This window comes from Rothia sp. HMSC065C12 (assembly GCF_001812085.1).
Lineage (GTDB): Bacteria > Actinomycetota > Actinomycetes > Actinomycetales > Micrococcaceae > Rothia > Rothia mucilaginosa.
Map to the genome: position 1 here is coordinate 136,037 of NZ_KV807676.1, position 14,617 is coordinate 150,653.

Here is a 14,617-nt window from a genome sequence, read left to right on the forward strand (position 1 = left end):
ATCTGTTGCGCCCCACCGGGGTACGCTATAGAGCCTGCACCTGCGTTCATATTCTCGCAGGTTGGCGAAGGAGGACCATGAGCATTTTTGATAACTCGTTGGAGCCGCTCAAGCGGATGCGCCGCAAGGCTCGCGAGCGCAGGCTTTTAGCAACCCAAAATGTCAAGGACTCCCTGGCGCGTCGCCTCGAGGGCGACCAGGAAGCGTTCGATCACTCCCCCGTTTCTTTTAGTCCTGACCCGGCGCAGCATTCTGTGGGTATTTTGCTGGTGCACGGTTTTACGGGTTCACCGCATAGCATGCGCCCGTTGGCTCAGCGTTTTATGGAGCTCGGTTACGCAGTGGAGATGCCTGTGCTGACTGGGCATGCGACCCGTTGGCAGGATTTGCGTGATAGCACGTACCAGCAGTGGCTGGCTTCTGCTGAGCGGGGGTACCGCCGCCTAGCTGATCAGGGCCTGCAGGTGGTGGTCATTGGTATGTCGATGGGTGGTACGGTGGCGACTCACCTGTCGGCGCGTCTGCCGGTGGCGGGTACGGTGCTGATTAACCCCTATATGGTGGATGTGAACCCGATGATGCGCCACGCCGGTAAGGTGTCGAAGGTTCTGCCGATGCTCAAGGCGATTGGTTCCGATATTGCGGTTCCGGGTGTGAGCGAGGGTGCGTATTCTCTCGTTCCGACGGCGGCGGTGCATCAGCTGCATCTTTTGGGTGCTGAGACTCGTGCTCTGATCCCGCAGTTGAAGTCGCCGGTTCTGTATTTGCGTTCACTGGGCGATCATACTGTGTCGGATAGCTCCCACAAATATTTTCTCGAACATTGTTCAGTTCCTGTAGAATTTAGGTGACTGACCCGCAGCTACCATGTGGCAACGCTCGACTACGACGCCGAGTATCTTCTCTCTACTGTTCAAGCTTTTGTCGCATCCCTAAACCACTAAATTCTGAAGGTTCAGCGCACCAATCGGCGAATGCATCACCCGCCGAGGTGGGCAGAACATTCAGATAGCCATCACGGCACCTCGAGAAATCGAGGACAGCCCGCGGCACCGGATCCGCCACGGGCTCACGCCCTGATTCGAAAGGCGCATTATGAAAGTCTTCTCCACTCCCGCTGAGGTTCTTGTTGACCCCTCGCTGAATCTGACAAGCATTGTTGAGCGCCACCGTGCCGATAGCTCCAACCCGTTGCTGTACCGCCGTCAGATGTCTCCGGGTAACTGGCAGCCGGTTCACGCCCAGCAATTCCACCAGATGGTGACCGACCTAGCTAAGGGCATGATTGCTGCGGGCATCCGCCCGGGTGACCGTGTGGGCATTATGAGCCGCACCCGCTTCGAGTGGACCGTCATTGACTTCGCGATTTGGTACGCGGGCGCCATCTCCGTGCCGGTGTACGAGACCAACGCACCCGCACAGGCGGCGTGGGCGCTCGCCCACTCGGAGGCTACCGCCATCTTCGTTGAGGATGAGAAGCTTCTGGCGCGCATCGCGGAGGCTGAGGAATTCGCCTCCACGACCCAGGAGCCCATGCAGTTGAAGCACCGCTGGGTCATTGAGAATGGCGACCTCGATACCCTGAGCACTCGCGCCTCCGAGGTAAGCGATGAGCAGCTGGAGCAGGTACGTTCCGCAGCCGGTTGTGACGACCTCGCGACCATTGTGTACACCTCCGGCACGACCGGTCGCCCTAAGGGCTGCGCGCTGACTCACGGCCACTTCCTGAACCTGATTGCCAACACCAGGCTGGTCGAGCCCGAGATTGCGAACTCCCGCAACTCCTCCATTCTTTTTTTGCCGCTGGCGCACGTTCTCGCGCGCCTGATTCAGGTTCTGGCGCTGGATGCTGGCCTGGTTATTGGTCACTCCCCCAACATCAAGAACCTGGCGTCTGACCTGGATAGCTTCAAGCCGACCATGCTGCTGGTGGTGCCCCGCGTCTTTGAGAAAGTGTACGAAGGTGCCATGGCAAAGGCGGCTAAGGGCGGCAAGTTCAATAAGTCTCTGTTTGAGCGTTCCACCGATATTGCGGTGCGCTGGTCGCAGGCGAAGGTTGAGGGTCGTGTGCCCCTCAAGCTGGCGGCGCAGTACGCTCTCTACGACAAGCTGGTCTACTCGAAGCTGCGTGCGGCTCTCGGCGGCGAGCTGCGTTACGCGGTCTCCGGCGGTGGCCCCCTCGGCGAGCGCCTGGCGCACTTCTTCCACGCGGTGGGTGTGCAGGTGGTTGAGGGTTACGGCCTGACCGAGACCTGCGCCCCGATTGCGGCTGGCCGCATCAACCCGTACCAGATTGGTATGATCGGCCCGCTCATCCCCGGTTCCGAAGGCTATATTGCTGAGGACGGCGAGCTTCTGGTTCGTGGTGTGGGCGTGATTAGCAGCTACTACAAGAACCCTGAAGAGGACGCTCAGGCGTTCACTGAGGACGGCTGGTTCCGCACCGGTGACCTGGCTCGTTTCGATGAGCGCGGCTACCTGAAGATTGTGGGCCGCAAGAAGGAAATCATTGTCACCGCCGGCGGTAAGAACGTGATTCCGGGTATTGCGGAGAGTCATCTGCGTACCTCTCCCCTGGTTTCTCAGGCGATGCTGGTTGGCGACGAGAAGCCGTTTATTGCGGCTCTGGTGACCCTGGATCCGGATACCCTACCCGAGCAGTTGGAGCACCTGGGTCTGCCCCGTTCACTCTCCATCCCGGAGGCTGCTGTTCACCCGGCGGTTCGTGCCGCAATTCAGAAGCTCGTGGACGAGGCGAACCAGCTGGTTTCCCGCGCCGAGGGTATTCGCGAGTTCCGCATCATGAACCGTGATCTGACCGAGGCGGACGGCTACCTGACTCCTTCGCAGAAGCTGCGCCGCGCGAAGATTCTGCAGGACTTCTCCTCCTACGTGGATGAGATGTACGGCAAGGTTTCTGATAGCACGTCGGATTCTTTGGCTCGTCTGCAGGAGTACGCGGCGGAGCAGTCTGAGAAGTTCGCTGAACTGCGTGAGCAGGCTGCGGAGCGTCTGCACGAGTACGCGGATCATCAGGCGGAGCGTCTTGCCGAGCTGCGTGAGCAGGCGGCTGAGAAGTTTGAGGAGCTGCGTGAGCAAACCGCCGAAATGATGCAGAAGCCTCATGAAGAGAAGGCCGAGGAAGAAAAGGCTGAGGACTCCTCCGCTGAGGTTTCTTCCGCAGCGGCTCCCGCCGAGAAGCCCGCACAGGCTGAGAAGAAGGCTGCTACAGAGCAGAGCCCTCAGAAGTCTGACACCGACAAGGCATAACCGGCTCTGGCCACCATTAACGAGAGGCCATACACGAGAGGAGGAGGTCGTACCGCTTAGGTACGACCCCCTCCTCTCTGTTTGTTCGCTAGATGCCTCGGCTTCCGAGCGTTATCTAGCCGTCGTTAGCTGGCGGATCCTTAGTTTGCGGGCTCGTCGAATTCCAGGCCGAGCAGCGCGTTCTCAATGATTTCGGTCAGTGCCGGGTGGATCCAGTACTGGCCGCGTGCGAGGGTGCGCGCATCCATGCCGAAGCTCATTGCCTGCAGGAGCGGCTGGATGAGCACGGAGGACTCTTCACCGACCAGGTGTGCGCCGAGCAGCACGCCGTTGTCCTTGCGGGCAATCAGCTTGCACAGGCCGATCTTGTCTTCCATTGCCCAGCCGTAGGCGGTGTCGCCAAAGTTCTGTGCCTTGACGGTGATCTCAAAGCCTTCACGCTCAGCGGCCTGGCGCGCCTGCTCTTCGGTCATGCCGACCACGGCAATCTGCGGGTTGCTGAAGACCGCGGCGGGTACGTAGCGGTGGTCGCTGGCACGCAGGTCCTCGGGGTGGCTGAGGTTGTGCTGCACAACGCGGGCCTCGTGGTTTGCCACGTGCTTGAGCTGGTAGCGGCTGGAGACGTCGCCGAGGGCGTAGACACCGGGTACGGGTGCACCGTTGTAGAGCACGCGCTGGTACTTATCGACGCTGAGCTGACCGCCGTCCTGCACGTCGAAGTAGTTCTTTGCGTTGAGGGTGTCGGTGTTGGGGCGGCGACCGGTTGCTACGAGCACAGCGTCTGCCGGGATTTCGAGCAGTTCTTCACCGTTCTCGGTGGTGCGCTTCGCTACGACGGTTACGCTGCCGTCGGCGTTCTCACGGATCTCGGAGAGGGACGCATCCTTGACGATGTTCCACTGCTTGCTTGCGGCTTCTTCGAAGCGTGCCACGACCTCTTCATCCACGCCGCGCAGCAGGCGGGAGGAGCGGTTCAGCTGGGTTACTTCGGTGCCGAATGCGGAGAAAACGTGGGAGAATTCTGCCGCAATCACGCCGCCACCGATGACGACCATGCGGGCGGGCAGCTCGTCCAGGCGCATGACGTTGTCGTTAGTGTAGACCTTAGAGGAGTCGATACCGGGCACGGGAGGCAACACGGCGCGCGAACCTGCCGCAATGACAATCTGGCGGCCCTGCAGGCGGGTGCCGTCGGTCAGCTCAACGGTGTGGGAGCCGACGAAGCGCGCGTACTGGTCGTAGAAATCGACGTTGGGCAGACCGGCACGCCAGTCGCGGCCACCTTCAGAGATCTGGTCGATGCGGGAGGCGAAGATGCGGTCACGAATCTGCGCCCAGTGCACGGCGTCTACGTGTGCGTCGACGCCCAGGTGCTTGACCTCGCGGGTCTTCTGCGCGATGGTCGCCGGGTAGACGTACATCTTGGTGGGGATGCAGCCAACGTTCAGGCAGGTGCCGCCGAAGATACCGCCGTCGATAAGGGCGACCTTCTTGTCGTCCCATTCGGGGCCGATGAGGGTGTTGCCGGATCCGGAGCCGATGACGATGAGGTCGTATTGTGCTACGCCGTCAATGCGTTCTACGTTCTCGATGCTCATGTGGTCCTCTCGTTGTTGGTGTTGAGGCTGGGCTCGTTCCCAGCGTGCTCTTCGATGGCGGGGTTATTTCTGTTACTGCCACTATAACGCGTGGAGGCTACCGGCTATTCCCACTATCTAGTGTCAATGTTGACGGATATACGAAAGTGCGCCGTCCCAAAGAACACAGCGCTGAGAACACAGGGCTGAGAACACAGGGGTTCTTTGAGAAGACGCACTCAAGCATTGAAACTATTTGAGCCTGCGGATTGGTGACGCACAGGTATCTGCGTTTAGATGTCTGCGATTAGAAATCAGCCATGAGCCCAGCCAGCAGACGGGTGAAGTCAATGGCGGGATCAACCGATTCTTCGTCAGGCCAAAAATGAATCGGGTACGCCGCACCCTGGGCACGCTGCAGCACGGGGCTTTCAGCGAGCACGGGTTCTGCCACGAGCTCGCCGAAGAGGGAGCGCATTTCGTCGCGTCGGTAGTGGTGTTCGCTGTCGTTGGGGCGCATCTTGTTAATAACTACTCCCGCACCGTCAATGCTGATGCCGCTTTCCTGCTGAAAGCGCACGATGGCGCGCAGGGTTCGTTCGGTGCCCGCCACGGAGAAGAGGGAAGGCTCTGCGACCGAAAGGATGCGCTCGCTAACCGCCCAGCCCATCGAAGACAGGGTTCCGAGGAACGGCGGGCAGTCAATCAGGATGACGTCGTAGGCGTCCGCTGCCGCCTCCACCATGCGCTTGAAGCGGCGGATGAACGGTGCCGCTTCCTGACGGTCCACGAGGGTGGAGCGTGCCGAGCCTCGCGCCACCTTCACGCTACCGGTGGTCACGGGGTTATTGGTCAGCAGGGTGGGTTTGCCGACGAGCGCGTTCCAGGAGGAGCTACCGGCTTCCTCCGCGAAGGCGCGCTCATTGGAGCTGGCAATCAGGGAGGCGACGTCGGGGATGGTTTCATCCACTGCCAGGCCGGTGCTGACGTCGCCGTGGGGGTCGAGGTCAATAACAAGTGTGGAGAGTCCGCTGTGTAATGCCGCGGAGGCGAGCCCCAAAGTGATGGACGTTTTGCCAACGCCACCCTTGAGGCTGCTGATACTGACGATGCGGGGCATGCAGGTCCCTTTTATGAGTGAGGTGTAATGCCCCTTTATTTTAGCGAATCTTCGCTTTTCTTCTGGCTCTGACAGGGGTGTATCTTGACTTTTTTCTCAAGTGAGCATTGAATATTCCCTCGCATTAAAAGCTTCAGCCCGCGCTCGCTACCCGATAGGTAGTGAGCGCGGGCTGATTCACGTTTTGCGTTTTATGCCTGTGCGCGGCGGGCACGGCGGGCGGCAAGTTCGTCGCCTTCGAAGTTTTCGTGCATCTCTTCGCCGGGCTGGCCGTTGAGGTTCATTTCGATTTCGCGCCAGACGCGACCGATAGCGATGCCGAAGACACCCTGACCTGCCTGAACCAGGTCAATGACTTCGCTCGGGGAGGTGCATTCATAGACGGTGGTGCCGTCACTCATCAGGGTAATGTTCGCGAGGTCGTCAATGCCGCGGGTACGCAGATGCTCGATGGAGGTGCGAATCTGTTGCAGGGACACGCCGGTGTCGAGCAATCGCTTCACAATCTTGAGCACGAGCACGTCGCGGAAGCTGTAGAGGCGCTGGGTGCCGGAGCCGGATGCGCCTCGCACGGTGGGTACGACCAAATCGGTGCGTGCCCAGTAGTCGAGCTGGCGGTAGGTGATGCCGGCTGCCTTGCAGGCGACGGCGCCGCGGTAGCCGAGGTTTTCCTCGACGACAGAGACAGGGTCGGTGAAGAGCACGCCCTGTTCACCACGCGGAGGCGGTGCTACAGGGAAGAGGGTATCGAAGCCATCCAGGGGCTGGTCGAAGCCCTGGGGTGCGTGCGTGGTTGCGGCCTCGCCTGCATTTTCGGCTACCTGCTGCTCTAGCACGGTCCCTCCTTTTCGTTAAACCCTTTTAAGTGCTTCACCGCGCCCCATCAAATGCAGTCGATATCGTTCCGGTGTAGACCCGATTCTCGGGGTGAGATATCGGGGTGAGATTCTAGGGTTGAGGTCTAGAATCTGCGTCTATGATTCGCGTGGCTCCTCTACTGGGTTCCGGCGCGGTTTTCAATACTACACAGCGGTTCGACAGTGCGACCGATGCGCGATAGGCGCGGTTGTTCAATCCATTTTAACTGATAGAGGGCTCTACTTAAAATTGAACCCACCGAAGCGAATGATCTTTTCAGATTCATTCTTGCCTCATTAACGCCTCATAGGGGCGCCCCTCCCCCACTGTTCCCTTCGCTTTTCTGGGCACCCACCCCACAGAGGGAGTTTATGCAGGAGGAGTTTAAAAAGTAAATGCGTACGGACTGGTAGTCCGTACGCATTTACCGCTGAGTTGAGTGAATAGCCTTGGCAGGCCGGGAGCCCCCTGGTGAGAAAGCTCTTCGTGTTGGACGAAGGGGTAGAAATTCCGAGCGTGCCAGCGTCGGCTTCGTCCAAGTCTAGAGGCCGCTACCCGTTGGTGCAGGTAGGGACTGTAGAGGGAATCACCGTGGTCAGTGGTGTTTCCCGAGGGAAATCCCCGTTCGGGGTGCGGTGGAACCGCATGGGTTTTGAAGGGTAGACAGTCCGGTCGTCTGCGTCTTCGGTCGCCTACTCGTAGGTAGGCATCGCCGATTCGACGAGAGTTGCATGCAGCTGCAGGCACAACTTGCGAATCTTGTTGGCTCGTTCCTGCGCCTGAGCCTGGGAGGCTGCGTCGCGGCGCGAAGCCAGCGGAGCCACCGCAATTTCCACGAGGGAAATTTCACGGTCTGCCGCAGACTTAAATGCGCGCAGGTGGCGGGGCTGAATACCGTGCTGGGTCAGTTCTGCACTAACGCGGGCGATCAGCACATCGTAATCGGTGTACTCCACATCCGAACCGTCTTCGAGCAACCCAAAGTCAATCAGCTCGCGAATCAGTTCAGGGGTGGTGTCAGCGTATTCTGCCAGCTCGCGGAGAGTGTAGGTGCGACCTTCCTGCTCGTTCGGGCCGAGGACGGTGTCTAGCACGTCTTCGCTTACGGTGGCAGGCATAGAGTTCAGTACGCGACCGGCTTCCAGGTCCTCCAGGTGCTGACGGATTACCTTGAGCGGCATATAGTGATCGCGCTGCATAGTGAGGATGTAGCGCAGGCGCTCAATGTCAGTCTGGGAGTACTTGCGGTAACCGGTTTCGGTACGGCTGGGGTGCACCAGGCCGCGCTCCTCCAGGAAGCGAATCTTGGATGCGCTAATTCCGGGGAACTCCAGGTCAAGCTGGCTAAGAACCTGACCAATGGTCCGGCTCTTAACGTCACGCGGGTTACGGTCAGAGTCGCCGTTCTCCACGTCCTCTAGTTGAACCTCAGCGTTAGTGAGGTTCTCATCGATGCGTGAGGTCATCTATGTCTTTCGGGTACTTGTTCGGTCGATGACGATACTCGCCGTATTTGAGTGAATGGCTCGTTCCCCCGGTCGGGGGTCTCGCTCCGTGCCGAACATCTTTGCTTAGTGTTGAGAGTGTGATAGATAAGTTTAGTTGTTTATCACGAAATGATAAACCGCAAACCTTCGAGACAATCTTATAGCCTCACAAGGCATTTTGCTATTTAGTTCGCCCTTTTCAGAGGCTTTTTGAACCCAAAAATAGCCACACAATCAAACATTAATCAGTAGAGACAGTACCAATTTTAGCAAAATTCCAATACTTCGAACACATATATCTCATATTGGACTGCTTTACGAGGAAAATTTTATCTTCTCGCGATAGTTGAAGTTTTCATCACATTTAACTTGAAAGAGGCCCCCACTAGGGGTTTAGTCATCCTTCAAGCCCCTTTAGTGAATTCCTGCACCTTCAAGACGAACCTTAAATGCGCCCAACTATTTGCGTTTGTGTGCATTTTAAAAGAAAAACGGCGAGACCAATCGGTCTCGCCGTTTCATCAGTACGTACCTCTTAACACGAGGGACGCCAGAGCTATAGAGTCTATCGAGCTAGACTATCGACTTAGAGCTTAGCCAGCTCAGCCTTGTACGCCTCTGCATCCAGCAGGTTAGCCAGATCATCAGCGTTCTCGGGGCGAATCTCAATGATCCAACCCTCGCCGTAGGGATCGGAGTTGACCAGTGCGGGGTCATCCTCCAGGCCCTCGTTCACTGCGACAATCTCGCCAGCGATGGGAGCAAAGAGATCGGAGACAGACTTGGTGGACTCAATCTCACCGAAGCTATCCTCAGCAGCTACAGAATCGCCGACAGAGGGAAGGTCGACGTAGACGACGTCACCCAGTGCATCCTGAGCGTGGTCGGTAATACCAACACGTACGGTGCCCTCGGCGGTGAGAGCGGAAACCCACTCGTGCTCAGAAGTGTACGAGAGTTCTGCGGGAACGTTGCTCATAGCAGCGGTGTCCTTTCAGTGTGTTCTTGCGTAGCGCGGACCGTCCCGCGCACGGTGTCGTTCCGTATGTGGGATGACGGAACGTCCTACACCAATTATCACATAAGAAGTAATGCGGGGCACGTCCAAACACCCCCGTACCACTTCTAAGACACTATATTTTCCTTATCCTATCTAGCCGCTCAACAATCACCCCTTCCCAAGGCCCTAGAAGCACCCCTATTACTCACCTCCAGTAGACAGCCATTCAGACACACCAAAAGGCTCAGGGCCCCACACCATGAAGGTGCAGGGCCCTGAGCCTTAGGCTAGAGAGCTAAACTCTCACAGCGCCTTAGCGGGAAGAAATGACGCGCTCGGAGAAGCGGTTCGGGTTACCGAAACGGTGTGCGGTAATCGAAACAGCCTGCTCGCGGAGGAAGGGCAGCATCTCGATACGGCCAGCCTCGGTGACCGGTGCGAAGTACACTGCAACATCCGGGCGACCGCCCAGTGCCGAGTAGATGGACTTCTCATCGTTACCGATGTAGCGGATACGGGTGCCTTCCAGCGGGGTACCAGCCAGTGCACGAACCGGGGTCTTAGCGTTCGAAGCCAGGTACTCGCGGAACTGAGCGTCCGACTTGACTTCGTACTTGATGCCCTTGTTCTCGAGGACGCCACGGACGTCGACCGGCAGGTCCTTACCGACGGACAGAGCAACCGGTGCGTTAGCTGCCAGACCGGCGAGCACAACGCGCAGGGTCTCTGCTGCGGATGCGGACTCGTCTGCACGAACCAGAACCTGGGTGGGTACGTAGCGCAGGATGTTGCGCTCGACGCCCAGCTTCGAGGGGTCGTGGCCGAAGCCGAACTCGGTGTCCCAAGCGTGTGCGTCAGAGGAGACACCGCGCTTGATGAATGCGAAGTCATCGCGCTTGCCGAGCTCGGAGTTCTCGATGGTAGCCAGGGTCTCGCGAACGGTCACGGACTGGGTGGTTGCGGTCGCGGTTGCCTGTGCCGGCTCCCAATCGGACAGAGCGATCAGGTAGCTGGGGCCACCAGCCTTGGTACCGGAGCCAACGGTGGACTTCTTCCAACCACCGAAGGGCTGACGCTGAACGATTGCACCGGTAATTGCACGGTTGACGTACAGGTTACCTGCCTGGACCTTGGAGAGCCACAGCTCAAGCTCATCAGCATCCAGCGAGTGCAGACCTGCGGTCAGACCGTAATCGGGTGCGTTCTGCAGCTCGATTGCCTCTTCCAGGGTGTCAGCGGTCATGATGCCCAGGATGGGGCCGAAGTACTCGGTCATGTGGTACTCGGAACCGGGCTTGACGCCTTCGCGAACACCGGGGCTCCACAGGCGGCCAGTGTCGTCCAGTTCCTTAGGCTGGATGAGCCAGCGCTCGCCCGGGCCGAGGGTAGTCAGACCGCGCAGCAGCTTCTCTTCCGGCTTCTGAACAACGGGGCCCATCTCGGACTCGATGTCCTGCGGGTGTGCCACGTGCAGGGAGCTGACAGAGTCAATCAGCTGACGACGGAAACGCTCGGACTGTGCAACGGAGCCAACCAGGATGACGGTCGAACCAGCGGAGCACTTCTGACCTGCGTGACCGAATGCCGAGTAGACGACGTCCTTGACGGCGAGGTCGATGTCAGCGTTCGGGGTGACGATAATCGAGTTCTTACCCGAGGTCTCACCGAACAGGGGCAGGTCATCACGCCAGGAGCGGAAGAGCTCAGCGGTCTCGTAACCACCGGTCAGGATCAGGCGGTCAACCTCGGGGTGCGAGATGAGCAGCTTACCTGCAGCGCGGTCAACAACCTTGACGAGCTTCAGAACTTCCTTGGGAACGCCTGCATCCCACATGATCTCTGCGATCAGGGCACCGGTGCGAGCGGTGATGGTTGCGGGCTTGAAGATGACAGCAGAACCTGCAGCCAGACCAGCCAGAACACCACCGGCGGGAATAGCGGTCGGGAAGTTCCACGGGGGAACAACCAGGGTCAGGTCAACAGACTTGGGCTTTGCGCCGTCGATCTTCTCGAGGTCCTCAGCCAGCATTGCGTAGTAGTATGCGAAGTCGATTGCCTCGGAGACCTCGGTGTCGCCCTGCTCCAGGGTCTTGCCAGCCTCAGCTGCCATAACCTCCAGCAGGTCACCGCGGCGCAGTGCGATAGCCTTACCGACCTTGCGCAGAATCTCTGCACGCTCGTGACCGGAGAGCTTGCCCCATGCCTTGCCGGCTTCCTCAGTTTCCTTGATCAGCTTCTCAGCGTCAGCTTCGCTGGTCAGCTCGTTAGCCTTGAGGGTTTCGATGCCCAGCTTGGTGGTCTTGGAACGCTCGAGGATTGCGCGACCCCACTCGCGGTTACCGGAGAGTGCGGGGTCGGTGTCGGGGGTGTTCTCGAAGCGGCCTGCCGGTACGAAGACGTTGTCCTCGTTCTCGGTCAGACGGTTCTGGGTGCGCTTGGATGCGGGAACCTCGTCGGTGACGGAGTTCAGTGCACGCATGAAGCGGTCCTCTTCGCGCTTGAAGATGGACTCGTCGGTTGCCAGGTCGAAGATACCGGACATGAAGTTCTCGGAGGAAGCGTTCTCCTCGAGACGACGAATCAGGTATGCGATTGCAACGTCGAATTCCTTGGGGTTCACGACGGGCACGTACAGCAACAGGTGGCCAACGCGGCGGCGGATGATCTCAGCCTGCTGCTCAGCCATACCAATCAGCATCTCGAACTCGACGCGGTCCTTCACGCCGCGGTCCTCAGACAGCAGCAGTGCGAAAGCGACGTCGAAGAGGTTGTGGCCTGCAATACCGAGGCGGATGTTCTTCACGTGCTCGGGGCGCAGTGCGTAGTCCAGAACGCGCTTGTAGTTGGTGTCAGCAGCCTGCTTGGTGTCCCAGGTGGTCAGCGGCCAGCCGTGCATAACAGCTTCCACAATCTCCATGGAGAGGTTTGCACCCTTCACCAGACGGACCTTGACGCCAGAGCCGCCAGCCTCAACACGCTTAGCAGCCCATGCCTGCAGGCGCTGCATTGCAGCCAGGGTGTCGGGCAGGTATGCCTGGAGCACGATACCGGCTTCCAGGTCCTTCAGGTGCGGCTGGTCCAGAATCTTGGTGAACACCTCAATGGTGAGGTCCAGATCCTTGTACTCCTCCATGTCCAGGTTGATGAACTTCTTGGGGGAGGTGGATGCAGCCAGCTCGTACAGGGGGGTCAGGCGACGAACTGCGGTCTCAACGACCTCGTCGAATGCCCAGTGCTGGTGGGGGCCGGAAACAGCGGACACCTTGATGGAGACGTAGTCAACGTCGTCACGTGCCAGCAGGCGCTTGGTCTCAGCCAGGCGGTGCTCTGCTTCCTTGTCACCCAGAACTGCCTCACCGAGCAGGTTGACGTTCAGGCGGTTACCGGTCTTGGTCAGCTCTGCGATTGCGTCGCCCAGCTTCTCCTCGGAAGCGTCGACAATCAGGTGACCGACCATCTCGCGCAGCACGCGGCGTGCAACGGGAACGGTGGGCCATGCGACCTTGCCAGCCAGCTTGCCACCGAAGCCAACAGCGGACTTCATGTACCAGGGCAGGAAGGAAGGTGCCAGGCCGGAAATACGGGAAAGGTTGCGGCCGGAGACGTTGTCGTCTTCGGGGCGAATAACGCCATCAACAAAGCCGACGGTGAAGGGAAGACCATTGGGGTCCTTCAGAACACCGGCGAGCTGCTCAGCCGCGAAGGTGGGCTTGATCGACTGGGACTCATTTACCCACTGACGAACAAGCTGACGAGCTTCCAGAGCCATCTTCTGGTAGTGCTCAGATGCGAAAGGATGGGTCATCCTTGACTCCTAACTATCTCACTGTGTGCGGTGCACACCACGTTTGGCGATGTCTCTATTTCACCACAAAAGGGTAATAAATACCTCATTAGAAAAACTGAATGTTTTTTCCAAAATCCATTTAGTTTTTCTAAATGATTGTGCGGTGAGGTTTTCACCCCACGCCCCCTCCGAACCTCCTGTTCGAAGAGACAAGGTGAAGTTTGTAGCGACATCGCTATCCATCTCTCTCAGGCTAGCACTTTCAGAAAGCAAATACCGAACCGATTTCGTAACAATCGAACACTTCAAAACCATTCCCAAAAGCATCTTCGGCTCTAAGAATCATCACAATCAGCGCGAAAATACTCGCTACACAAGCCAACATGCCGGCACCCCACTTCAGGCGTCTCAAAAAGAGCCAGCCGGAAGCCCACGCGGTACCATAGACAAGAGTCCACGATGAGAGACGCACCACGGAAGAACTCAGAGGCACAATCTGCAGAACAACCAGGCGCGCCAGGGAGGAAACACATGTCAATCTACGACATCCGACGCATGCAAATGCTCCTCGAAATCCAAGAACGCGGCACCGTCATCGCTGCTGCAGAAGCGCTCAGCCTCACCCCCTCCGCCGTCTCCCAGCAGATTGCCACCCTCGAAAAAGAAACCGGCACCCCGCTTCTGCAGCGCATCGGCAGGCGCGTACAGCTCACCAGCGCCGGACTCATCATCGTCGACAGCGCCCGCAGCATCCTGCGCGAACTCGACCGCATGCAAACCTCCGTCGCCAACCTCACCGGCGAACCCGCAGGCATGGTCCGCCTCGCCATCTTCCAGTCCGCGGCCTTCGCACTGCTACCGGAAACCCTCAGCTACCTTGCCGAACACGCACCCTCACTCACCCTGCAAGTACTGCAAATCGACCCCGAAACCGGAACCTCCCTGACCCGAAGCCGCGAATACGACATGGTGCTCTCCGAAGCCTACCCGCACCACCACATCCCCGAATACCCCGAACTGCATTCCGAGCTACTCACCGAAGACCCGCTCAGCCTCATCGTGCCCAGCACCTCCACCATCACCTCGATTGAGGAAGCGCACGCACTGCCCTGGGTTCTCGAAATGGAACAGAACACCTCCCGCAGCTGGGCGCTCAACCAGTGCCGCACCGCAGGATTCGAGCCGGTCATCCGCTACAGCGCCAATGACATGATTACGAACTCCAACCTCGTCAAAGCAGGATTCGCCGTCACCATCGTGCCCGGCTTCATCCTCTCCTCCCTCTCCACCACCGAGGGGCTACGCATCGTGGAGCTGCCCGGCAAGCCCTGCCGCAAAATCTTTACCGCCGTACGCCGAGAGTCCGCCGCCAACCCCGCCATCGCCATGGTGCGCGAAGCACTGCACCACGCGGTGCAGGTGGCATTCGGCGAACACGACAGGACCGAAACCGCATAGGAAAAATCAGCTACCGCTCACGCCGGCAGACTAGACAATGCAAAGGTCGGGGCCGTTCCC

9 protein-coding genes are annotated in these 14,617 nt (G+C 58.9%); 3 read left to right on the forward strand and 6 right to left on the reverse strand.

From position 1 onward, the window contains the following. The first annotated feature begins 77 nt into the window (after nucleotides 1–77). Nucleotides 78–851, forward strand: a complete 774-nt coding sequence (locus HMPREF2836_RS04135; RefSeq protein WP_246822818.1) for an alpha/beta hydrolase — start codon at nucleotides 78–80, stop codon at nucleotides 849–851. Between the two features lie 244 nt (nucleotides 852–1,095). After that, a complete protein-coding gene (locus HMPREF2836_RS04140; protein ID WP_070629530.1) occupies nucleotides 1,096–3,270 on the forward strand; it encodes an AMP-binding protein in 2,175 nt (724 codons plus the stop codon). A gap of 140 nt (nucleotides 3,271–3,410) precedes the next feature. On the opposite strand, the gene HMPREF2836_RS04145 is transcribed toward HMPREF2836_RS04140, so the two are convergent. The 6 genes from HMPREF2836_RS04145 to HMPREF2836_RS04170 form a co-directional block, all read right to left on the reverse strand. Beyond that, a complete protein-coding gene (locus tag HMPREF2836_RS04145) occupies nucleotides 3,411–4,868 on the reverse strand; it encodes a mycothione reductase (protein WP_049356200.1) in 1,458 nt (485 codons plus the stop codon). A 286-nt stretch (nucleotides 4,869–5,154) separates the two neighbouring features. Next, a complete protein-coding gene (locus HMPREF2836_RS04150) occupies nucleotides 5,155–5,967 on the reverse strand; it encodes a ParA family protein (protein ID WP_070616615.1) in 813 nt (270 codons plus the stop codon). Nucleotides 5,968–6,158: 191 nt separating this feature from the next. After that, on the reverse strand, nucleotides 6,159–6,803 hold the full coding sequence (locus tag HMPREF2836_RS04155) for a MerR family transcriptional regulator (protein ID WP_005507725.1): 645 nt from the start codon (nucleotides 6,801–6,803) through the stop codon (nucleotides 6,159–6,161). Nucleotides 6,804–7,517: 714 nt separating this feature from the next. Continuing rightward, nucleotides 7,518–8,291: a transcriptional regulator FtsR gene (locus tag HMPREF2836_RS04160; protein ID WP_070629531.1), complete on the reverse strand. Its 774-nt coding sequence runs from the start codon at nucleotides 8,289–8,291 to the stop codon at nucleotides 7,518–7,520. A 607-nt stretch (nucleotides 8,292–8,898) separates the two neighbouring features. Beyond that, nucleotides 8,899–9,291: a glycine cleavage system protein GcvH gene (gene gcvH / locus HMPREF2836_RS04165; protein ID WP_005507722.1), complete on the reverse strand. Its 393-nt coding sequence runs from the start codon at nucleotides 9,289–9,291 to the stop codon at nucleotides 8,899–8,901. A 334-nt stretch (nucleotides 9,292–9,625) separates the two neighbouring features. Beyond that, a complete protein-coding gene (locus HMPREF2836_RS04170; RefSeq protein WP_070629532.1) occupies nucleotides 9,626–13,117 on the reverse strand; it encodes a bifunctional proline dehydrogenase/L-glutamate gamma-semialdehyde dehydrogenase in 3,492 nt (1,163 codons plus the stop codon). Nucleotides 13,118–13,630: 513 nt separating this feature from the next. Here HMPREF2836_RS04170 and HMPREF2836_RS04175 point away from each other — a divergent pair. After that, nucleotides 13,631–14,557, forward strand: a complete 927-nt coding sequence (locus tag HMPREF2836_RS04175; protein WP_005506591.1) for a LysR family transcriptional regulator — start codon at nucleotides 13,631–13,633, stop codon at nucleotides 14,555–14,557. The last annotated feature ends 60 nt before the right edge of the window (nucleotides 14,558–14,617 follow it).

Coding starts and splice junctions, on each gene's coding strand:
- HMPREF2836_RS04175 (WP_005506591.1), top strand. CDS start 13,631: ATGTCAATCTACGACATCCGACGCATGCAAATGCTCCTCGAAATCCAA.
- HMPREF2836_RS04170 (WP_070629532.1), bottom strand. CDS start 13,117: ATGACCCATCCTTTCGCATCTGAGCACTACCAGAAGATGGCTCTGGAA.
- HMPREF2836_RS04160 (WP_070629531.1), bottom strand. CDS start 8,291: ATGACCTCACGCATCGATGAGAACCTCACTAACGCTGAGGTTCAACTA.
- gcvH (WP_005507722.1), bottom strand. CDS start 9,291: ATGAGCAACGTTCCCGCAGAACTCTCGTACACTTCTGAGCACGAGTGG.
- HMPREF2836_RS04135 (WP_246822818.1), top strand. CDS start 78: ATGAGCATTTTTGATAACTCGTTGGAGCCGCTCAAGCGGATGCGCCGC.
- HMPREF2836_RS04150 (WP_070616615.1), bottom strand. CDS start 5,967: ATGCCCCGCATCGTCAGTATCAGCAGCCTCAAGGGTGGCGTTGGCAAA.
- HMPREF2836_RS04145 (WP_049356200.1), bottom strand. CDS start 4,868: ATGAGCATCGAGAACGTAGAACGCATTGACGGCGTAGCACAATACGAC.
- HMPREF2836_RS04140 (WP_070629530.1), top strand. CDS start 1,096: ATGAAAGTCTTCTCCACTCCCGCTGAGGTTCTTGTTGACCCCTCGCTG.